The following is a 21035-nucleotide window of genomic DNA, read 5'->3' as shown; positions in this document are numbered from 1 at the left end:
GCGATCGACCGCAACGAGCAGCGCATGCTGAGCCATCGAGAGATTTCCTCTCGTTCAGAAAGGCCGAGCGCCTGTTTGGCACGGTGCCGATCCGGAGGACGTATGCCACCGGTTGGCGAGATCACAGAGAAGACCGACGAGGACTCCCGGTCAAATCGGCGTCCGATCGAACTCATCGGCTCGCCGGCCTGCCAGCGATCCCAGATCTCAGACCGCTGAGCGGTCGAGTAATAAATGCGACGTCGCTGTTTCATGCCCACACTCCATCTTTGCTAAAAGATTAGAGTGTTGCGCTGACCAATTGAGCCCGCCACCCCAAGCCGACATTCGTTGATCTGAAGCAAGGAGAAGCGGCAGCGCGCGCTTTGAATGTCAGCTCGCATTTTGTTGATCCGCTGCGTAAGCCAAAAAGGGGTAAACTTTGAGCTGGCTGAGGGAACTTTCCCAACCGGGAAGTTCAGATGTGCGACCACAGCCTTCACAGCGATCAATCACAGCCAGCGCTTATCTCGAACCGCTGCGGACGTGCTGCGGACAGTGCTTGCGCGTACCCGGATGTTGCATTTCAGGCAACGCGGCATTCACAGGATATGATCTGGCATCAACGCTTTCCCTGGCGCAACGCTCGCGTTCGTAAATACACCCTAAGCTAACGGAGACACGTTATGCCATTCCTGCACATGCTGCCTGATGTGGGCATGAACTACACGTTCAACCGGCCGCTGCTTGACGGCACGTCACCGGCGCGCCTCAAAGAGCTGAGTGCCATTGCGCCGCGTATCAAGGATTATGATTCCTGGTACACGGTCTGGCTTGAGGTCGCCAAAAAGGCGGAAGCCGAGAAGCGTTATCTGGACGCCGCCTCTTACTATCACGGCGCGGAGTTCTATCTGCCGGCCGGCGACGTGCGCAACGGGCTCTACGACGACTTTGCGCGAAACTGGACTCTCGGAATGAAAGATGTTGCTGGTTACGAGCGCATCGCAATTCCGTATCCCGGCGGACATCTGCCGGGCTTCAGACTCCAGGCAAAGGGCAAAGAACGCAGCACCTTCGTCTTCACCGGCGGATACGATTCGTTCGTCGAGGAGTTCTATAACTTCCTTCTTCCGCTGACCGAGCTTGGAATTACCGTCATCGCCTTCGACGGGCCTGGCCAGGGCGGTGCCCTGCGGCAAGGAATCTATATGGATCACGCCTGGGAAAAGCCAGCCAAGGCGGCGATCGATTACTTCAAGCTTGACGCTGTGGATTGGCTCGGTGCCTCTTGCGGCGGCTACATGTCGATTCGCGCGGCTGCGTTCGAACCTCGTATCAAGCATATCATCTCGATGCCCACGTCGTATTCGGGTCTCGACATGACGCTGAAGCAAATGCGGCCGGGGAAGGCCCAGGAGCTGATCTCGCGGTTTAAGGCCGGCGACCGCAAGGGCACCGAGGCCGTCGTGGGCGAAGAGCGCCTGCCAAGCTCCGTGTTTGAATGGTGCATTGTCCAAGGGATGCATATTACCGGCACCAAGACGCCGTTCGACTTCCTCACGGAGATTGCGAAGCATTCGCTCGATGGAATTCTGCACAACGTCAAGCAGGATATCCTGCTGACTGAAGGCGAGCAGGATCATCTGTTCGATATCGGCTGGGTCCATCGGACCATGCGCGAGCTCGTCTGCGCCCGGTCCGTGACGACGCGGATATTCACGGCGCGCGAGGAAGCGGAGCAGCATTGCCAGCTCGGCAACTCGGCGGTCGCGCGTCACGCGATCGTCCACTGGCTCGCAAGCTTCTACCCCGGTATGCCGGTCGGCGAAGGCACGCAAGTCACCAGCATCGCAGCTTGACAGCGGATCTTGAACTGACAGCGACCACGTCGTTGCAAAATGGTGATCGAAATGAACCTGTCACCCTTGGCAGCAGCAGCACTGGCCGCGGCGCTTGTCGCCGCGGCTTCTGTCCTCGCGTTCTCGGCCATGCCTGCGCTCTTTGTTTGGGCAGCATTCATCGGGTGGGCGAGCCACGACCACTCGGGAGCTACTCTGCAGGCGGCGCTGCGAAGCTCGGCCGCTCTCGTCTTCGGCGTCGTTATGGCATGGGCGGTCGTCGCTGCCGGCATACTGCCACTCAGCGCATCGCTTGCAACCGCCGTCACCGTTGGCATCGCCGCATTCCTGAACGTCTTGGCGTCGGCAGGACCAATCCTCAGTATCGTCCCCGCCACGTTTTACGGCTTCGCGTCAACGTTCGCTTATCTTAGCCTCGTACCCGGGGCATTCACGATCAACGCGATGACGGGTCTCAACTGGAAAAACGCGATCGTAGCGGTGCCGCTCTCTTTGCTGATCGGAACCGGTCTTGGCATTGCGCAGGGTTGGATGGCGAGCGTGCTCGCTGCGGGCAAGACCCACGTCGCGCCGGCCCGGGCCCTTCGCCTCGATGGCTCACCGGTTGAAGATGGCAATAGTCTGAAGGCGCGTTGAAACATGATAGGCGCACCGGGACTTTTGAGGTTAGTTTCGAATGAAAGCGGTCAATGCCCATCAACGGAGCCTTGCGGGCCTGGCCCGATCCGTACGGGCAGCGATCGTGGTCCCGTCGCTTTTCGCATTAGCACTGATTGTCTTCAAGCAACCCGAACTGGCCGGTTTTGCGGTACTCGGGACTTTCGCGCATCAGGTGCTGGTCAACTATGATACGGCGGGAAAGTCAGGTTTGTTCAATCTGCAATGCTCACCGCTTTGGGCGCGATCATTGTGAGCCTCGGCACTCTTGCTTCGGGAAGCGCGTGGCTCGCCGTAAGTGGAGCGATTGCGGTGGGATTTTTGTCAGAAGTCCCTCCGCTGACCAGTGGCCGCATTGCAGCTATTCGGAGAGCGTTGCTCCTGGCGTTCATGCTCGCAGTGGCTGTGCCAGCTCCAGCCAGCTACGTGTTTGTCTATCTGCGGGCTGGCTGATCGCCGGCATCATCGCGCAACCGGCGTGATTCTTGATCTGGATTCCACTCCAAAACAGCAGTGCGACAGGCGACGGAGCGAGTTCTCGCGACGTCACTGCGAACCACGTCCTGCCCACCGATCGTTCGAACTGGAGGGAAAGTGCCGTCCGTTCCGGATTGGCGCTGGGTTTCGCCGTTCTGCTCACGCGGCTTCTCAAGGTGGAGCATGCATTCTGGGTGGTGCTCGGCGTGCTTCCCGTCCTGAGCGCCAGCGGAGCATTGGAGGTTCGTACATTCTGGCAAGAACAGGCAGGGACCTTGATCGGTTTTTTGGTCAGCGCAATCGTGGTGGCGATCATCGGACCACACTGGGCTTGGTATTGGCTCATCTTGCCCTTTGTCGTCTTTGGTTCGACTTACGCGGCTAGCGCTGTCGGCCTCATGGCCGGACAAGCGGCATTCACTCTGTTCGCGGTGGTGCTGTTTTGCATTCTCTTACCGCAACAGACGCCTTCCGGGCTCCTCCGGCTCGAAGATATTGCCATTGGCGGTGCAATCAGCTTGGCGGTCGGCGCGCTGCTACGCCTTGGGGAGCGCGGATCCTTAAGTCGCGTGCGGAGCGCGGTCAAAGCTTGATTGAGCTTCGATCGCCAATCAAGTCAGATGCTGGGCGCTCGGCGTGATCTTCTCGACGCCTGCCGCATCGTCGGATGAAAATTCAGCGAACCTCCCGGCCGAGCAAGCAACCAACATCGAGTTGCGCATCAACCTCAAACCGTGAAAGCACTTGGCGTCACCGTGCCGCTCACGCGCCTTGGCCGCCCCGACGAAGCAACCTAATGGCAGGGCGCAATGTCTGACTTTGGCGTGCGCCGTGCAAAGGCGGCGCTTTCCAGTGGGTGAAAATCCCACCCGGCAATCGCTCCAGCCGGAAGCAATCGGAGCAGTCATGGAGGTAACGAAGTGGCTGAAGCCTTCGATTAGCGTGTCACGAATTGGTGACAGCGCGAGTGTGGCCGCCGATCACGGCGGCGCGCAGGGTGATGGTTCGGGATCGGACATTTTAGGGATCGCAGCAGGAACGACTTTAACAAGCCCCGCTTGATTAGTCGGGCCGCTTACCCCGGCGGCCCGGCACGGCACCCGTCTCACCTTGCACTACACCCCAAGGCGGGGCCGTGCTTTATCATTGAGTGTCGCCGGAACGACTGCTAAAGCCCCGTGTTAATCAGATCGGGCCGCTCACTCGTGTATCCGCATCCGCCCCGGTGATCTGAATTTCGATCCTCACGCCGTCGTCCAGATATTCAACCCTTGACCTTGGGCTTCTCAGCGTTGGGTCTCGTCTGTTTGCGCTTGGCCATTTAGGCATTGCCTTCGGGTTTCGATCTAAGTCCCGTTTCACACTCGTATAAATAAATACGGTCGAGTTCCCGGACCCTTTTGCATGTTGCCCTATTCTTAAGTGAGACTAGCCTCAGAATTGAGCTTTGGAGGACGCCATGGATGACAAAGAAAAACCGGTCATTGAGCAGGCCGCCGACAAGATCAACGATGTCGTAGAGGAAATCACGCTCAAGGCAGCGGACGCTGCCATCGAGCCTGATGCCGAGCACGTTGCAGGGACGACGAACGAGCAAGTCCACGTTCCAGAGGCTACGGAGAACGTCTCGCTGCCGAGCCACATTGACCCAAAATCCGACGATCGGACTGCTCGTGAACGGCAAAAGTACGTCGAGCAAATTGTAGGGATGGCCGCTGCCCCGCCGAAGAAAGTTGCGAAGAAAACTGAAACAATAGCCCGGCGGATGTCTAAGAAAAAGAAAGCGAAGCGCTAAGGATGGAAGATACTGATGTTCAAATCAATTTTGATGGTCCTGCAACTCTCCGAAAGTGGCCTTCACTCAAGAACCAACGCGTTAGCGCATCACTCGGCGCACGTCCTTACTTGATAATCGACGGCACTCTCGATGAGTGTATCCGGAAGTTTATGTCTCAGCCCAAATTTCAACATCATTTGTATGAGATCCACACTGCTCCGCAGTCTGGCTTAGTTAGCGCGATTTTGTCGGCGGAACACATCGTTGAACTTGCTCGGTTGCGGGATTTTCTCTAAGGCAAGACCTACAGCATAACGCATCTTGTAAAGGAAGCGCAGGACCGGTACTCGCCCGCCGCCGTAGTAGCGGTAAGACTTGATAATTCATCGAACCTCACCCTATCGGTTAGGCTGCGATGTCCGGCTTAGGTACCACCGTGACGGTCCACCGCGCGGGAGTGCTGGACTTATCTTCCTTAACTGATCGGACCATCCCGGTGACCGGCAATCCATTCAACATCAATCTCGCCCTTTCGCCCCGGTATTGGGCATAGCGGCAACGTCGGGCCTCTAACGGATCGGTAATTTCGATAGTTTGCATTGGCGTTACCAATGGTCGCGGTTCGGGGAACCGTTTCGGGGCGGTTCGCAGGGTATAGATGAAACGTTAACAATAGTTCCGGCCCTGTTCGGCAGCGCTCCGGCGACTTAGTAAAGCACTCTGTCGCGCGAAGGTCCGACCGCTATCGATGACTGGCTGAGAAATCGGTCTCGCAATTGTTGAGGCAGTCTTCTCTTTGTGCGACGTGGCTAAGCATCGTCCAAACCGCCAATCCGATCAAAGCTACAGGAGTAACGACGATCTTTTTTAGGAAGTCGTCTTCGATTTCGAGGTTTTACGCGCCGCCCGCCAGTTTGAGAATTTCTCAAAGAACCGACCCGAAGCCCATATGCGAAACCACCAATTCAAAAAGCGCCGCGATTGCATGCCTATACCCCTGAAAATTGACTGTCTTTAATGCTGCCAGCTTACTGGGTTCGCCCAGAGAGTCGAGCGTTCAACGGTGATCAGTTCTTTCTTTGCTGTTGGGCGTGTTTGACCTTCTCTTTTCATTCGGATGAACGCAAAGGCGTGATCTCGCGCTCTGGCGTCAGCTTCACCATTCAGGGACGAGCCCGCTCGACGATCCCAGCCGGGCGGGTTTCATTTGGCTGCTGACGGCGGCGATGCGTGCCACCATCAGGCGGCGACTGCCGGTAGATTGTCCAATACCATTGCAGCCAACCGAGAATTGAAGTTGCGCCTCGTATTGCGGGGATTTTGACTGCGAGCCTTCGAGGACTTCTTTCTTGAGCGCCGCCGTGTATTGTGTAGGGCACTGGGGCCGGAAACCAAGCAACGCGGGGGGCAGTCTATGAGCAGCAAACGAGCCAAGCAAGTTATCCAGCGGGCCACGACGCGGAGCACGGGACCTATCGATAATATTTCGGTGACAGGCTGCGCGCGCGGCGCGTCATGCTGAAAATGACCCAAGACAGTCTAGGTAAATCGCTGGGCGTCTCGTTCCAACAGATTCAGAAATATGAAAAGGGCACCAATCGGATAAGCGCCGCCTTGATGGTGACGTTGGCTAAAATCCTCGACGTCGACACTGGATATTTTTACGACGAGATACCAAAGACCAAGCGCGGCAGCGAGATCGAAACGCCAGCGCTGACCCAGCTTGCGCTCTCGTTACATGGTCGTCGGTTGATCGACGCTTTCCTCAGCCTAAAAAACGACAACTTGCGCTGCGCAGTTGCCGATCTCGCGCAGATGCTCGCACGATAAGTCCAAGCTGGCGTCGCCCTGAGCGTCCCCGCCCGTAGCCCCTGCCTTCGCGCTCACCGATCTTCGTCCGGACGTAAGGCGAGCCCCTACAAGGCGGGTTCGTTTCGCTCATCCCTTGTTCACATTGAGCTTCTTACTGTGTGACATGCTCTAGATTCCACAGGAGGAGACCGTGAAACTCAAATTTGCGCTTGTTGGACTTGCTGCACTCGGCAGCCTTGCTGCGGCAGGAACCGCATTCGCAATGCCGGGTGCGAACCCCAATGCCCTAACCGACACTGACAGTTCAATCATCCTTGTAAAGGGCGGTCATGGTCATGGCGGTGGTCATGGGTGGGGGCATCGCGGCGGCCGCGGTCATCATTATGGATGGGGGCGGGGTCGCGGCCATCACTATGGCTGGTCGCGCGGTCGGCATCGCGGCTGGTATTAAAACCCACACACGGAGAGGCCGCCTCAGTTTGCGGCCTCTTTCATGTCCAGCCCACCAGCGCCATTGCGCCCGGCGTGAACCGGCGCGTGTCTTGAGCGTGCTTATTGCAGCCGCATTGGTTTCACCGAAGGGCTTAAAGGGGCCTCGGCCTACAACGCCACAATCGCGCCGCACGAAAATCCATTTTGCAGACGTAGAGTGTCCCACATTGACGCAATGCAGGGGGACACCGAATGCGCCGCGATGGTCAGCCGATCAATGAAGATTTAGAGACGACGCACTACACATTTCATTTTCAAATATCGAGCGGGGGCGGTAGGCAGGCTTGCAGCGTTAGAGTGCAAGCTCCTAACATTGACGACGCGACGAAGTTCTTTCGACAGAACTGGCCAACGATCGAGTTGAGGGCTCGCGAAGGTTTGGCGACCGATTTTCAGCGGCCCGGGCCATCACTTTAGGAAGCGTCCCGACGCATGCTGGTCGACATACGTCGGGCCGCTACCAGACCATGGGATTCCCCCTCCGGAATGGCCGAATCGGTATAGGCGAACTTCGTGGCAAAAAAAGCCCGCCGGGTGGAGTCGGCGGGTTTAGCTAGCGCCCTAGCCGGAGTGAGTTACAAAGTCCGCGGTGAGACGCTACTGGCGACCAATACAAGCGCGCCGTTGCGGTCTGTACGGTTTCCGGTATCGATCTTGCGGAATGGCTGGTCAAGAACGGGCTAGCGCTCGACTGGCCCCAAACTCGAAGGGTGCATACGCGCCAGCGCAGTCGGAAGCGAAGCGCGCGACCCTTGGAATGTGGGGCGGCAACTTCCAAGAACCTTGGCGCTATCGCATTTGCAGAAGAACAGGCGGATCACCTGTTAGCTGTTCCGATCAGCTATAGCGACTCTGCGTTCTGATCGATATGCCGAGGCCCGGCGCGGAGGCGCTCGCCAGATACGACAGGAAGCATGGAAAGTGAAATTCAAAGAGGAACGCCCCTTCCCTGCGCCCGAGGCTGCCGAGCGCAAACTGCTTGAGCTGGCGAACGCGGTCGAAGCCGATCACGCCGGTCGCCTGTCGGGCGCCGTCATCAACACGCAATTTCGGAATGCCGGTGGCAGCTACGAGGAATATGGCGCGGCGGTTAAAGCCGCTATCGCGCACGGCTGGCTTACGATGCATCCGTCCGGCGGTTACAGGCGATGGCAAGCGCCGCATTAATCCGCGATCTTGCGCCGCGGGCCACTGAGGCCATGGCGGCTTGCACCAGACGCCCGTCGAGCCACCGCATCTTCTAAAGCGAGGGCTTACTTTCCTGTGGATACTGTATCCCCATAGCTTCCATCGCCGGAACCATTTGGGATCGTATCGTGGTTCCGAGCACACCATAAATCGGCTCACTGAGCTGGGGCTCGCACTTTTGCCAAGCCGTCCAAGGCCGTCTCGAACGGGCCAAACGTCTCCCCTCTATCATCTCCGGTTAAAACACACAGATCGTACTCCGTGCCTTGCTCCAGTTGGATCAGGTTTAACTGCCGAGCTTAACGAGCAGGCCACATCACCGACCATACTAAATAGCGCTATTTCACCACCCTCAGTTTGGCCCTTCTGACATCAACTGCCAATGAGGGCCAAAGCGGCCTTTCAAAAGCAACGCCCGCGAGGTTACCTTCCCGCCAGATGATTTTACAGCTGTGTATGGTGCGGAAGTTGTCGAAGCTGAAATCCACAGTCTCCGGCAGTTCCGCAATTGAAAAAGCAAACTCGATGCAGACACCAAGTCCCGTGACGTTGTTCACCGTGCAATCATGCAGGGTTTTCCCGCGAACGAACACCTTCCCGGAATGGCGGACCTTGGTCCGATGGAGCCGTCGTTTGTCCATCTAGCTAATGGCCCTGCGCAAGGTTAAGGCCGCAGCTAACCACCTCGAATAACCGATCAGTCGCTGCAGGCGAAATTCCGCACGCATGTTGATCATTGGCGCCCCCTGTCTCGTGATGCGATGCTTAGTGGCGAAATGTTGGTGGTTTGCTAATCGCCTTTCGTTTCGATTGACGTCGTTTCGGTTCCTCTACTGAGATCGATAAAATTCTAGCTGCCCGCGGGTGGACTTTCCCAACTGCAGATGGGCCGGACATCAATAAAATCTGTTGTATATTTGTAATCCGAAATGAGGCGGGGCCCATTACCACGGGCGGTTCAGATCGCCCGGGAGCCGCATCATGTTTAGCCACTTCCTAGACCGTACTGTTGATCACGGCTTCCCCACAATTCACGCTGATCATGGAGACCGAGCAGATGAGCCGGCATTGCCGCGTCATATGGCGGAGAGAGAACCGGCTCGGCGTCGCGTTCAGGCAAGTAGACAATCAGCCAGAGCTTTAATCCGGCGGCACTGGGAGAACACCTTGACCGATTCAGGCCGTCGCCCGGAAACACGCGTGTTTTTCGAGAAGGGCATCAAGGCTCACATTATGGGCATTGACGGCACATGGCGCCGTAGCTGAACAATGGCGGACATATCTGAAACCGGAGCCCGCCTAACAATTGATGAGACGCTTGCGGATCTAAACCTGGATGAATTTTTCCTGGTGCTCTCATCTAATGGCTCAGTTTACCGCCGCTGCCAGCTGGGGTGGATCAACGGCAGTGATATCGGCGCCAAATTTGCGGCGCACACGCAGGCCACAAAGAAAAAGCCCCCCGCTTCAGCGCCCGTCAGTCCAAAGCAAAACCCGCCGCCGTGAACCGGCGCCCTCACCGCTCCTCGTCGGGATGCCGGCAGCAAAAAGCCGCCACCGCAGGAGCAAGCGGTGGACGGCCTTTGCTGTCAGAGATCGACGCCGACTGCGATGTTGCGGCCCGTCAATTCGGCAAACCAACAAGGCGCTCAGGGGTGATTACATCCTCAAGATTTCAGAGGGGAAAGCCAAAGGGGCGGCGCTTGCCGCCCGGCACGCTGAAAGATGTTTATTCTGAGAAGCAGATAGCCGCCGACCCCGGTAGGCGCGCGCGAACGCTGATCATGGTGGCACTACCTTTGCTGAAGATCCTCAAAGACCAGAGATCAGCAAGGAAAGTGTCCTATAATGAACCTCTCGGTGACCCAAAGGGATACGGCAGGTCGCTTGATCGACAGGAGGCCCCGTCGCGGTGCGTGGTTGCGCCGGTCATCGCAGCGCTCAAAGGTATCACGTCTCAGGCGGAGGGGACCGCGATGGATGCTCGCGGCGCTCCTCCTCTTGCTCGCCGGCGATGTCGTGCTCGCGATTATCGCCTGGCTCATCATCGAACACATCGTCCGCTAGAAAGTTCGCAATGCCGGCGCGGGACTCCAGAAACACACCGGCCAAGCAGGCAACCTGGCTGATGAAAAGACATGCGACGGTAACGAGCACACCCTCTGAAAATTTGAAGCCATGAGAGGCGAGAGCAATAGCTGAAACAAATGCGATGAGCGGCGCAACTATCGCATTTGCCCACACCCGAAACACCAAGCCGGTCGCCAGGCCGAGTAAAGCGCTCGCGGCCAAGGCAACCAAAACGATGATCATGATATATTCCCAATCAGAACGCCAACCCGACCGTTTTCTTTCGTCGCGAGAAGCCATGGTGGTCCGGTAAGCGGCATCAGGAATAGCAAGATGGTCTGGAAATTTCCCCGTGAAATTTGAGTATCGTTAATCCTAACAAGGCGACTAAAAATTTAAAGAAAATGAAGTAGGCCGCTTCAATTGGCGGCCTCTTTCATATCGGCCACGCCTTTAAGGCGAGTTCGATTAACGCCTTCTACCGCCCCTCTAAACCGTGAAACGGCGCATTGAGCGCAGACCCGCCCTGAGCGGGGGGTTCTTTGCGGCCTCGCTGGTGGACGAAAGTGTATGTCGCACAGCGATCGAACGATCATGTATCGCAAACTGAACCGGTGCGGCCTTAGGTTTCCATTATTTGGCCACGCCAACACAACCTCTCGGGAGGTACAGTAGAAGAGCATTCTCAAAAAGTTTTTCGCCGAGGAATCCGCCGCCATCGAATCCGGACTGATCGCAGTGGGCATTTCGCTGGCGATTATTGCTGTCGTCAGAGGGGTGCGATCTTCTTCGACTTGTCGATCACCGGAGTATGTGGCGCGGTACCCTTCTCCGCGACCAGCCAGTTCAGGATCAGACCCGACGAGAGAAAATGGAATGGTCTGTCTGAGTTTGAGCCTGGAAACAGAGTCATTTATCCGTCTCCCGGTTAGCGTTTGTTATCCAAGCCACGGAATGGAACCGCTCTCGCGCTGCGATCGTCGCGAATGCGCGACCGAGACGCCACATTTCATATTTCCTCAAAGAATTTCAGAGACTTTGCTGCGTTGGCGTCAGCTCTTGGAGCCATCGTGTGGAGTCCGGAATGCGAGAGTGTCTGAGATCTTATTTCTCGAAGCTATTCGCCGGCGATCTAGCCGCCTTTGGCGGTCCGACGACGGAAGAATTGGTTGCAGGCTACATTCGAGCCGAACAGATCGCTCTCGTGCTGCGCCATTCACTGGGCATAATGCTGGCCAATGCCTGCAATGCGACAGTGCTCGCAATGGCCCTGTGGAATTCGCCCGATGGGATGATTGCAGCTTTATGGGCTGCCACCGTGGTTTGCGGGGCGACGTTTCTTGGAGTGAAGGCGCGGGCGTCGCGGCGGGTGGCGAAGCCTCAATTTGTGTCCCGTAAGTCCATCCATCGGCTCGTGCGAAATGCCTTCATTCTTGGCGGAGCCTGGGCGATCGTTCCGGTGGGTTTCTTTGCAAACGCCGCGAACGGCGGACAACTGGTGATGACATGCCTGTGTGCCGGGATGCTGGCGGGCGGAGCACTCACCTTCGCCACAATTCCGGTGGCGGCGATTGCTTTCACCGCTCCCATCTTTGTCGGCACAGCGATCTGTATCGGCAGAGGCGGCGATTTTGTCTACTTTCTCGTCGCAATTTTGGTCGTGGTGTATGCATGCGTCCTTCTGCGCGGCGTATTTTCCTATTCCTTTGAATTTACGCGACGCCTGATTGCCCAGCTTGAAGCCGATAAGGCTGTCCGCCAGGACTCGCTCACGCATCTTCCAAACCGTTTTGCCTTCGACGAAAGCCTTGAACGTGGCTTGAGCCGACTAGCTCGCTGCGGCGAGAAATTTGCCATTCTTCTGCTTGACCTCGATCACTTCAAGGAGGTGAACGACCAGTTTGGTCACCCGGCGGGCGACGAATTCCTCATCCAGGTTGCGACGCGGCTGCGACGGTGCACACGAGAGGAGGATACTATCGCGCGCATAGGCGGTGACGAATTTGCACTGATCGCTACAAATCTGACCAAGTCGGAAGAGGCACTTGAACTCGCCGAGCGGATTGTTGCTGTCTTTGCAGATCCTTTCCGCATCGATGAACGGGAAATCACCGGCGCCACCAGCATCGGAATTGTGCTTGCTCCGCGTGACGGCAGCACAGCCAATGACCTCCTGAAGCATGTCGATGTCGCGCTCTATCGCGCAAAGAAAGCAGGACCCGGAACGATCCGTTTCTTTGAGCCAGGCGACGACGCATCGACTCACGAACGCCGAGCGTTGCAGCATGATCTGGAAGCAGCGATTGAACGGAACGAGTTTTTTCTCGTCTACCAGCCGTTTTTGGACCTTCGCGAGAATCGCGTAACCGGCTTCGAGGCATTGCTGCGCTGGCGGCACCCCGTGCGCGGATTGGTTCCACCAGCTGAATTCATTCCAATTGCCGAGGAAAGCGGGCTGATCCATTCGATCGGCGAATGGGTTATCCGACGCGCCTGCGCGACGCTGTCGCATTGGCCTGAAGACGTCAGGATTGCCGTCAATTTCTCAGCGGTCCAGTTTGAGAATGCAAATGTTCTGCAGACAGTTGTCCGCGCTCTCGCTGAGGCCGGTATTTCCCCGAGGCGTTTCGAAATCGAGATGACTGAGTCGATGCTGATCTCGAAATATGGATCAGCCTCCTCCGTACTGAAGTCATTGCTGCAATTAGGAGTCACGGTCGCACTTGACGACTTTGGAACAGGTTATTCGTCGTTGACTTATCTGCGCAAATTGCCTTTCAGCCGAATCAAGATCGATCAGTCCTTTGTCCGCGACATGCTGACCCAACCGGATTGCGCGGCCATCGTGAAATCGGTCATTGGGCTGGCTCAGGATTTGGGGATCGGCGTCGTCGCAGAAGGTGTGGAAACGAAGGAGCAGCTTGCGTACCTGCGCCAGACAAATTGCGTTGAAGTCCAGGGATATCTCATTGGGCGGCCAGTTTTGTCCGACCAGGTCTTCGCCTTGCTGGACCAAGGAAGCCGGAAAGCGGAGCATGCGGCCTAATAAATGGCATGGCACCGGGCAAACGGGATGCTTGGGTGGACGATAATCGTAGCGGACGTTGGTTCGGTAAGCAAAGGCGAGAAAGCTCGCGGAAAAATGAACGAAATACGAGTTGGTAAGATCGCGATTGCCCCGCCACCTTCGTCAAAAGGGAGGATAAAACGGCTTCATCTCCCGGCGGCGGCCAACAATGAGAGCGGCGCGGCACTGCGGGGCGATGCCGCGATGTCCGCTTTCACACAACCAAGACCCATAGCGGACTTCGAATCAGTCGAACATTTACTCGCTTGGCTGCGATCACTATGCTGAAGCCATGGCCCCGCCTTGCTCTGTTCTTCTCGATCTCGACGGCACCCTGATTGATTCGCAGCCCGGCATTTTGGCAAGTTGCCTCGCGGCGCTGCGCACTCTTGGACACGAGCCGAACGAAATCCTCGACATCAAGCGGGTCATCGGGCCGCCGCTCGAGGACGTGATGCGATTCATGCTGCAGCCATATGGGGACGACAGGATTGCTGAGGCAGTATTGGCCTTTCGTCAGCACTACGGTGAAAGCGGCCTTCTCGGAAGCGAGCCCGACCCGGGAATAGGCAATTCTCTAAGAGAGATGCAGCAAGGAGGATTGCGACTATATTTGGCAACATCGAAGCGGGAGGCATTCGCGCGTCGTATCCTGGAGCATTTGGAGCTTGCGGCATATTTCGATGGCATCCACGGCTCGGTGCCGGGCGGAGAGCTGGACCACAAGCCTGAGCTGCTCGCCCATATCTTGTCGGAGCATAATATTACACCCACGCGCAGTTTGATGGTCGGGGACCGCCGCTACGACATCTCTGGCGCCCATGCGGTTGGAATGCGCGGTCTTGGAGTACTCTGGGGCTATGGTACCCGAGATGAACTAGAAGGCGCTGGCGCAGATCAATTGGTGGAATCAACTGTTGATCTCGCTTGCACAGTTCTCGCGATGGTTAGTGGAAAGCGGCCCTTGACCTAGGCCTCCCAATTGCAATCGAGACGATCGCTATTGGCACCTTTGAGACATGCCGACTGTATTGAGCAGTGTCCGCTTTCAGGGGTAACCCGGAAGACATTTGCTCACACTGAGTTCTTCTCAGTTTGACCCATTGCAGACAACAGGCTTCCAGCGGCGACGCGCCGCCCGCGGCCAAGGCGATCGTCGATCTCACCCAATGGGCAAAACCAGGCGGTGAAGGAGACTCCGGAACAGATCGTGGCGCAACTCAACGGGGGCGCGGCACAGGCCGTCGGATTGGCCGGGCCAATGAATGCGCCAATGAAGAAGACGGCGCGCCGCGTGAAGTGACGGCGCGCCGGGCGCCGCCTATTGCTGCGATCTGCTTTCAAGCAGTCGTTCGCGGACCTCCTCCGATACGAAGCGCTCCGCCCGCTGCCATGCCTCGTCATTGTCACCGCGGAACGTGAAGAACTTCTTGAACACGACGCGCTGGGTCGTTGTATCGATGGCAGCAGTCCACACCAGCTGCACCAGCGTGCTGCTCTTCTGAACGATGCCGATGATCAGGATCTGCGTGCCGGCCTGTGACGCCGCGCGCAGCCGATCGACCAACGCGGGTCCCTCGGTCGGACAATTTGGTGCGCAGGAGGAGGGCACCAGCTCAAAACGCCGGTGTGCCGTGACGTCGTCCCGCAGCGCGGTCATGAAAGCCCGCAGTTGCTTTTGGTGCACGGCCGTCTGATCGGTGGGCTCGTTCGACGTGTCGATATATTTGAAATCGTCGACGGAGACGGCCAAGGCGTGGCCGGCGGTCGCGGCGGATGCATCTGCGATGAGGCTGGATCCCAGGAACAGACCGGCTGTGGCAAGAGCGTGCAATAGGGAGGCGTGGCGCATGGCGATGGCTCGATCTCCGTGGCTGAATTGCGGTGCGACTATAACCCTTTCCAAGCATCAATTGCTGCATTCCCACCGCTATCCGGCACCGTCGTTAGGACCAAGTCGCGCCGATGTCCAAAGCGGCTTTGACCACAACATCAGAGATCGCCAGCGCATAGTCAGCTTGTGGCACTTTACGGAAGTGGTCCGACTGACTGACGATGTCCGTTCGCGGGGCAAAAGCGGAAGTCTCTGTTGAACGCCCCCAGGTCCGTTGGTGACGACCCAACTCGGACATCGGCGGATAGGTTACGCTTGAGTATTCTGGGTTAGATTGTCATTAACTTATTCCAGACAACGTCCGGTGTTCAGCGAACCGTTTCTTTAACCAATGATCGTATCGGTCGCCCGATGGGCAACGACATGCATCCGGCCTCGACGCGATATCCTTCTTCCGATTCGGTCCAAAGCAACCTCTTGAGAAAGTCCGCTCGTGTTCAAGGCATTTCAGTGCGGCGGGCTTTGTGCAGACTGAGTTACCGGTGGAGAACACTCAGCTTGGAAGTAGGTTGATGTGGCGTGGAAAGAGTCTTGCGGCTACTGCGTTGACGTTTGCCGTTCTAGGCTCGATTGGAGGCGCATGTTCTCTTTGGCCAAGCTTAGACGATAAACTGCGTCGCGACTTCGAGCTGATGGTGTTAGGCCGCGATTCGAAAGCGACGGAGGCCGTCGGAAGAGCCGACTGCATCTGCTTCAACCAGACCAACCATCAACTAGCTTATCGTAGCGAATTCCTTTCAGAGTCCAAGAGACTGGGCGATGTATTCACGCAGTCCCTCGAAGGATGCGGTATCGAGAACAGTTGCTGCGGCGCAGGCAGTCATTTCAGCGGAGCAATCGGTCTCGTTAAGAGCGGAAAGATTCGTTGCATCGAAATCGACGGTTTCGACTTTTATCTAAAGTTAAACAGGCCCTTTTGCGCGAAGCCGGAAAGGCTGGTGGTCTCGAGCAAAATCAGCGTCCCTGGCGAGCGGCCATTAGGACGTCAGTGGGTTGCAAGAGCTGGCCGAACGTCCTTTGAAGTTTGGGAGAAAACTGGTGAGTGAGCCAGAAGCGTAGCTCCCCAATTATTTCGAATATGCGCTAGGCAGCCTCGGTCGCTGCCTGCTTCATATCAAGTCAAGGCCGGGATGTCGCTCATTGGCACCAAACGGACTCGGCAATCATGCTCGGCGAGGTCCGTTCATCGGGGCAAAGCGGACAAGGCCCATTTGGGCAGACATGTCGGTTTCGACCCCGACCATTCGGCAACGCTGCTCGCCCGTGCGCCCCATCACTTACGGGTCATGCGGCCCGTCGAAATCGCTTTCGAAGCGCAAATGCTTCACGCTGCGGCCATGACGCCGCACAAGCTTGAGGGCCTCCATCCCGACCTTGATATGCGTTTCGACGTAGTTCGCGGTCACTGTGCGATCCGACGCTTCGGTCTTCACGCCCTCGGGGATCATTGGCTGATCGGACACGAGGAGCAGCGCGCCGGTTGGAATGTGGTTGGCAAATCCCGCGGCAAAGATCGTCGCAGTCTCCATGTCGATCGCCATGCTCCGTGTGCGACGCAACTGCTCCTTAAAGCCATCATCGTGTTCCCAGACACGACGGTTGGTTGTGTACACGGTGCCTGTCCAATAGTCGTGACCCAAGTCACGGATCACTGTTGACACCGCGCGTTGCAGTTGAAATGCGGGCAGCGCCGGTACGTCCGGCGGTAGGTAGTCGTTCGAAGTGCCTTCGCCGCGAATAGCTGCAATCGGTAAAATCAGATCGCCCGTTTGATTTTTACGTTTCAGACCGCCACATTTGCCAAGAAATAGAGCGGCTTTTGGGGAAATGGCGCTTAGTAGATCCATCACGGTCGCCGCATTCGGACTTCCCATGCCGAAATTTATCAAGGTAATGCCATCGGCAGTCACGTTGGGCATCGGTCGATCCGCGCCTTTGATCGATACGTCGTGGTGGGCGGCGAACCATGCGACGTAATCGCCGAAGTTCGTCAAGAGAACATGTTCTCCGAATTCATCAAGCGGCGTGCCTGTGTAACGAGGTAGCCAGTTTTCTACGATCTCCTTTTTCTCTTTCATTTTCTGCTCCCACGTGAAGTTGCGCCCATACATTCGAAGCCCGGCGAACTACGCGAGTTTCATCCTAAATCTTTACATGTGATCGAAAAAGGTGGCTTGAAGCGCACGTTCGCTGACTTCCACTAATGTGAAGGTTTTCGGACTCGGCGCGATGCCCGAGTTGAGTCCGCGCTTCTTCGCTGGCAATGCGCTCGCGAATAAGGCGCTTCCGTTCGTGGCTATCCCGAGTGGCGTCTTTTTCTAGGTGACCGCGGAACCAACACCGTTCCGCTAAGGTTAGGGACAGATAGCCCTCCGGAGGAACCCGGCGGCGATCGCCCAAAACCGCCTTCAGAAGGGAGACAAATTCTGGATCGGCAAGAATGGCGTCGGCAACGCTAAATGCGTCGGTCAGAACGGCTGCGGTCATCGCGTAGCCAATCCGGCCGCTCGCGACCTCGACGAAACATCGAACTCTATGCACGATCTGCCGTTGGTTTTGCTAACCCTTGCTCGGGATAGTCTCGTATTTAGCTTCGAAGCCGTGCCGCACCTACTAAAAAAGATGACAAGATTGCCGTCTCGCGGCGGTTTCCAAACGCGACCGATTTCTCGACCACCTACAACGTCGAGCCGACTAACGACGGCAAGACGATGGTGACGGCGCGCTTCCAGCCGACCAGCTATTAAGCCAGCGGCGCGCGTGCGCTCGCAGTGCGGGCCGACAAGGCAAAGAGCTTTCCGGCGTCTTGCTGAGTTAGGCGCGACCGCCCTGAATTACCTTGAAGTTCCGTCGCCGATCCGACGGCATCTTAGTCGGAATAGCAAGAGCAAGCGCGACATCCATAACCTTGGCAGCGGTCACTAAGTAATAGCCGCCGACAATTGTCGCCGCAGGGACTGGCCAAAATAACAATACAGGCATCATCTTCTCCTATTGGACAAACGCGGGCCGTCCCCGATGTAGGTTAGCAATCCGCCGATCCCATTAAATTCGGTGTCAGAGTGGTGAGTGCGCGGCCGACAGCGATCCCCCTGTGTCAGCGTGCGCATTGCAGCCGCATTGGTTTCACCGAACGGCCACAACAGAATCAGACGCTAACCAAAGTTCGTCGATAGAGTCTCTTAGCTATTCAAACTGAAAATCTTAGCTATTCAAACTGAAAAGGAGTGCGCATGCGCATCGTTACGGCATCCGTCATTATTGCGGCCCTCTCCCTAGGGACGCCGGCTTTCGTGCAGGCACAAGGAGCGCCATCGCAATCCGAGGCACAGACACCGCCTGCACAGTCCAGCACGGTCATAGAGAGCATACAGGTCGTCGACGTCAAGGACCTGAAACCGGAGGTGCGCTCGAAGGTCGATGAGATCGTCGCGCAGGCAAGCGAGGAAGATATTCAGTCACTTCGGAAGTCTATTGACGGGACACCGGAGGCGGCATCCGCGCTTAAGGCCAAGGGCCTGAGTTCGTCGCAAGTCGTTGCTGTCAGCATCGCCGACGGCGTCCTGAAGTTGTTCGCCAAGACAGCTTGAAATCAGGATTACTAAACTAACGTGGCGTGGAACGATTGCCCGGCATTGCGGTAGCCGCCAACCGCACACGCTTCAGGCGCGGCCGAGCTGCACTTGGCGGTCGACTGCAATCCACGTCGCTCGAGCCACGGCCAGCAACGTTCCAGCTTCACCATAGGCCGCGGGTCCGAACGCAATGTCTCGATCGACAACATTGCGCGCATTGCTCGGGGGCTCAAGGTCAAAGCCTGGACGCTGCTGGACGACAGCGTCAAATGATTGGGGTCGCTGGGCGAGCCTGGACGTGCATCCGAACGTTGATGGTCAAACCCGCGCGGGTGGACGGTGGCGCCGGCAGCGGGGGCGATGTCCGTTCTTGGGATGCCGGAGCGGCAGGCGGTCAAAACGGCGCTTTTGACCCTGAGCGACCGTGCGGCCTGCGCGCGGCGTGCCGCGTCTTACCACCAGCGCTGTTGCATCGGTTGATTGTATTGGCCGGCGCGCGGACGTGTATTACCAGGTTGGGAGTTCCAATTGCGCTGGAAAAAGAAGCCGAAGCCGTCGTTGCCCCAGTCGTTGCCGCTCGCAACGGGGACATCGACGCTAGGCCGGCGCGTCACGAAGCCGCCCTGGGGCTGGTTGTTCAGCACCGCGACGAATTCGGTGCGATAGTTGGTCTCGCGGCTTAACGGCTCGTCCGAGACGATGATCGAGGATCGCGGCAATGCGGTCGGCGCGATGCGATGGAGCACATCCTGCGGGATGGTGATGCGGTCGAGCGCGTCCTTGGCGTCGTCCCCGTTGTCGATCGTAACCGCGGTCCAGCGCAGGCCCGCGTCGTTGCGCGCCATCGCCGTGAACACATGCGTGCCGATCCGCTTGTCGGGATTGCGGATCGAGATCGGAACCTCAAGGGTCGCATCGAACACCTCGCCCCCGTCCGCCCACGGCTTATGCGTGTTGCGCCGCACGTAAAGCTTCTGCGTCGCGCGGCTGATGTAAACCGAGACCGGCTCGAGCGCGAGCTTCGCCTCGCTCGCCGCCTTGGCGGCGTCGGCCTTCCTTGTCTCGGCCGCCTTGGCGGCGTCCTTTGCGGCGGCGGCGGCGTCGAGCTTCGACTTCGCGTCGGCCTTGGCGGTGTCGAGCTGCGTCCCCAGGTCCGCGGCCTTGGCGGCGGCCTTTTGCTTGAGGTCCTCGGCCCGCGCCTTGGCCTCGTCTTTCTTGGCGGCGGCGAGCGCCTTGTCGGCGAACGCGAGCTCGGCGTCGGCGCGGGTCTTGAGCGCCTCCAGCTTGCGCAGCGACGCCGTCAGCGACGCCGTCTCGCGCTTCGCTGTCGCGGCGGCTTTCTTCGCCTCGTCGGCCGTCTTGGCGGCCTCCTCGGCCTCGCGGGCGAGCGCCTCGGCCTTGGCCGGCGCGGCCGCGATGGCCTCCCGGTTCGGCACGAACAGCGCCGGATGGGAGAACTCGACCGGCTCGGCGTCGTTCGGCGAGATGATCACCCGCATCCCGATCCACGTCTTGTCGAACAGGTTCTCGGCAAAGCCGTAGGGCATCCGCACGCAGCCGTGCGAGGCCGCATATCCGGGCAGCGGCCCGCCGTGCAGCGCGATGCCGTTCCATGTGATGCGCTGCATGTTCGGCATCCAGGCATCGTCATAGAGGGTCGAGTGGTGGTCCTTGTCCTTCTCGAGGACGGCGAAGACGCCGGCTGGCGTCTCGCGTCCCGTGGTGCCGGTCGACACCGGCGCGCGCAGAATCCAGCCCTCGGCGTCGTAGAAAGTGACCTGCTGGGTCTTGATCGACACGATCGCCATGATCGGCTCGCCTGCATCGCGCGGCGCCGTCGCCTCGGTGGGTGGCGCGGGGCGCGCCTGCATCGCCGCGGCGTCGGCGGTCAGCGCCGTCAGTGCGGCCATCGCCGCGAGCGTCACAATGGCAGGAGGCCCCCAACGCCGCATCGCCGCGGTGGATTGCGCCATCGTAAATCGATTTGCCATGCCGCACCCCGGTTGAAATGCCTGTCCACGCTTGCGTCGATCAAGATCGGCGACCAGCTTATTTGACTCACCCCGACACGGCTAGACCGACCCGATGTCGCCTTTTGGCAGATTTTGTTGCAAAAGTCCCAAAATGCCGAGCGACTAATTTTCCGCGAAAGGACGAAACAAGCTGCGATCGCCGATCGATGTAGCCT

Annotated in this window: 21 protein-coding genes and 1 pseudogene; 14 read left to right on the top strand and 8 right to left on the bottom strand. The window is 58.0% G+C overall.

Annotated features, from left to right (window positions below):
- Positions 1 to 254 (bottom strand): annotated as a pseudogene (locus N554_RS41540) (IS30 family transposase); the annotation flags it as partial.
- A gap of 411 nt (positions 255 to 665) precedes the next feature.
- Here N554_RS41540 and N554_RS0127850 point away from each other — a divergent pair.
- The 8 genes from N554_RS0127850 (at position 666) to N554_RS0127805 (ending at position 8220) form a co-directional block, all read left to right on the top strand.
- Entirely contained in the window at positions 666 to 1838 is a 1173-nt protein-coding gene (locus tag N554_RS0127850; protein WP_036054329.1) for an alpha/beta hydrolase family protein, read from the top strand.
- 51 nt (positions 1839 to 1889) lie between these two features.
- Positions 1890 to 2474 carry a DUF1097 domain-containing protein gene (locus N554_RS0127845; protein ID WP_197033779.1) on the top strand — a complete coding sequence of 195 codons (585 nt, stop codon included), beginning with the start codon at positions 1890 to 1892 and terminating at the stop codon, positions 2472 to 2474.
- Between the two features lie 40 nt (positions 2475 to 2514).
- Positions 2515 to 2751 carry a hypothetical protein gene (locus N554_RS0127840; protein ID WP_029586475.1) on the top strand — a complete coding sequence of 79 codons (237 nt, stop codon included), beginning with the start codon at positions 2515 to 2517 and terminating at the stop codon, positions 2749 to 2751.
- Positions 2752 to 2980: 229 nt separating this feature from the next.
- Positions 2981 to 3565 carry an FUSC family protein gene (locus N554_RS0127835; protein WP_081851442.1) on the top strand — a complete coding sequence of 195 codons (585 nt, stop codon included), beginning with the start codon at positions 2981 to 2983 and terminating at the stop codon, positions 3563 to 3565.
- A gap of 866 nt (positions 3566 to 4431) precedes the next feature.
- The gene (locus tag N554_RS0127825) at positions 4432 to 4767 is read left to right on the top strand and encodes a hypothetical protein (protein ID WP_156042145.1); all 336 of its coding nucleotides are present in this window, start codon (positions 4432 to 4434) and stop codon (positions 4765 to 4767) included.
- Positions 4768 to 6246: 1479 nt separating this feature from the next.
- Positions 6247 to 6579, top strand: a complete 333-nt coding sequence (locus tag N554_RS0127815; protein WP_051677755.1) for a helix-turn-helix domain-containing protein — start codon at positions 6247 to 6249, stop codon at positions 6577 to 6579.
- A 172-nt stretch (positions 6580 to 6751) separates the two neighbouring features.
- Positions 6752 to 7012 carry a hypothetical protein gene (locus N554_RS40435; protein ID WP_156042144.1) on the top strand — a complete coding sequence of 87 codons (261 nt, stop codon included), beginning with the start codon at positions 6752 to 6754 and terminating at the stop codon, positions 7010 to 7012.
- A gap of 962 nt (positions 7013 to 7974) precedes the next feature.
- Positions 7975 to 8220: a hypothetical protein gene (locus N554_RS0127805; RefSeq protein ID WP_029586470.1), complete on the top strand. Its 246-nt coding sequence runs from the start codon at positions 7975 to 7977 to the stop codon at positions 8218 to 8220.
- Between the two features lie 359 nt (positions 8221 to 8579).
- Here the strand turns inward: N554_RS0127805 and N554_RS0127800 are convergent, their stop codons facing one another.
- Positions 8580 to 8798 (bottom strand): hypothetical protein, encoded by a 219-nt coding sequence (locus N554_RS0127800; RefSeq protein WP_156042143.1) that lies wholly within the window; start codon positions 8796 to 8798, stop codon positions 8580 to 8582.
- A 712-nt stretch (positions 8799 to 9510) separates the two neighbouring features.
- On the opposite strand from N554_RS0127800, the gene N554_RS40430 reads away from it, so the two are divergent.
- On the top strand, positions 9511 to 9747 hold the full coding sequence (locus N554_RS40430) for a hypothetical protein (protein WP_371259530.1): 237 nt from the start codon (positions 9511 to 9513) through the stop codon (positions 9745 to 9747).
- A gap of 444 nt (positions 9748 to 10191) precedes the next feature.
- Here the strand turns inward: N554_RS40430 and N554_RS36515 are convergent, their stop codons facing one another.
- Positions 10192 to 10554, bottom strand: coding sequence for a hypothetical protein (locus tag N554_RS36515; RefSeq protein ID WP_036054326.1), 363 nt, complete (start codon positions 10552 to 10554; stop codon positions 10192 to 10194).
- Between the two features lie 526 nt (positions 10555 to 11080).
- On the bottom strand, positions 11081 to 11224 hold the full coding sequence (locus N554_RS40425) for a hypothetical protein (RefSeq protein WP_156042142.1): 144 nt from the start codon (positions 11222 to 11224) through the stop codon (positions 11081 to 11083).
- 171 nt (positions 11225 to 11395) lie between these two features.
- Here N554_RS40425 and N554_RS0127780 point away from each other — a divergent pair, with 171 nt between their 5' ends.
- Positions 11396 to 13357 carry a putative bifunctional diguanylate cyclase/phosphodiesterase gene (locus tag N554_RS0127780; RefSeq protein ID WP_029586467.1) on the top strand — a complete coding sequence of 654 codons (1962 nt, stop codon included), beginning with the start codon at positions 11396 to 11398 and terminating at the stop codon, positions 13355 to 13357.
- Between the two features lie 313 nt (positions 13358 to 13670).
- Positions 13671 to 14351 carry an HAD hydrolase-like protein gene (locus tag N554_RS0127775; protein WP_029586466.1) on the top strand — a complete coding sequence of 227 codons (681 nt, stop codon included), beginning with the start codon at positions 13671 to 13673 and terminating at the stop codon, positions 14349 to 14351.
- Positions 14352 to 14699: 348 nt separating this feature from the next.
- Here the strand turns inward: N554_RS0127775 and N554_RS0127765 are convergent, their stop codons facing one another.
- A complete protein-coding gene (locus N554_RS0127765) occupies positions 14700 to 15230 on the bottom strand; it encodes a DUF2380 domain-containing protein (RefSeq protein WP_051677754.1) in 531 nt (176 codons plus the stop codon).
- 554 nt (positions 15231 to 15784) lie between these two features.
- Here N554_RS0127765 and N554_RS0127760 point away from each other — a divergent pair.
- Positions 15785 to 16318 carry a hypothetical protein gene (locus N554_RS0127760; protein WP_156042141.1) on the top strand — a complete coding sequence of 178 codons (534 nt, stop codon included), beginning with the start codon at positions 15785 to 15787 and terminating at the stop codon, positions 16316 to 16318.
- A 231-nt stretch (positions 16319 to 16549) separates the two neighbouring features.
- On the opposite strand, the gene N554_RS0127755 is transcribed toward N554_RS0127760, so the two are convergent.
- Positions 16550 to 17350 (bottom strand): AMP nucleosidase, encoded by an 801-nt coding sequence (locus tag N554_RS0127755; protein ID WP_029586463.1) that lies wholly within the window; start codon positions 17348 to 17350, stop codon positions 16550 to 16552.
- Positions 17351 to 18086: 736 nt separating this feature from the next.
- Positions 18087 to 18254 carry a hypothetical protein gene (locus tag N554_RS40420; RefSeq protein WP_156042140.1) on the bottom strand — a complete coding sequence of 56 codons (168 nt, stop codon included), beginning with the start codon at positions 18252 to 18254 and terminating at the stop codon, positions 18087 to 18089.
- A gap of 251 nt (positions 18255 to 18505) precedes the next feature.
- On the opposite strand from N554_RS40420, the gene N554_RS0127745 reads away from it, so the two are divergent.
- Both N554_RS0127745 and N554_RS40415 read left to right on the top strand, forming a co-directional pair.
- Positions 18506 to 18862 (top strand): hypothetical protein, encoded by a 357-nt coding sequence (locus tag N554_RS0127745; RefSeq protein WP_029586462.1) that lies wholly within the window; start codon positions 18506 to 18508, stop codon positions 18860 to 18862.
- Between the two features lie 93 nt (positions 18863 to 18955).
- On the top strand, positions 18956 to 19120 hold the full coding sequence (locus N554_RS40415; RefSeq protein ID WP_156042139.1) for a hypothetical protein: 165 nt from the start codon (positions 18956 to 18958) through the stop codon (positions 19118 to 19120).
- 179 nt (positions 19121 to 19299) lie between these two features.
- Here N554_RS40415 and N554_RS0127735 read toward each other — a convergent pair whose 3' ends face one another.
- Complete coding sequence (locus N554_RS0127735; protein ID WP_029586461.1) at positions 19300 to 20838, bottom strand: L,D-transpeptidase; 1539 nt, start codon at positions 20836 to 20838, stop codon at positions 19300 to 19302.
- Positions 20839 to 21035: the final 197 nt, after the last annotated feature.

Source organism: Bradyrhizobium sp. URHD0069, assembly GCF_000701345.1.
Classification (GTDB): Bacteria; Pseudomonadota; Alphaproteobacteria; order Rhizobiales; family Xanthobacteraceae; genus Bradyrhizobium.
Note: the sequence above shows the minus strand (reverse complement) of the source record. Positions and strands in the feature narration are given on the sequence as shown.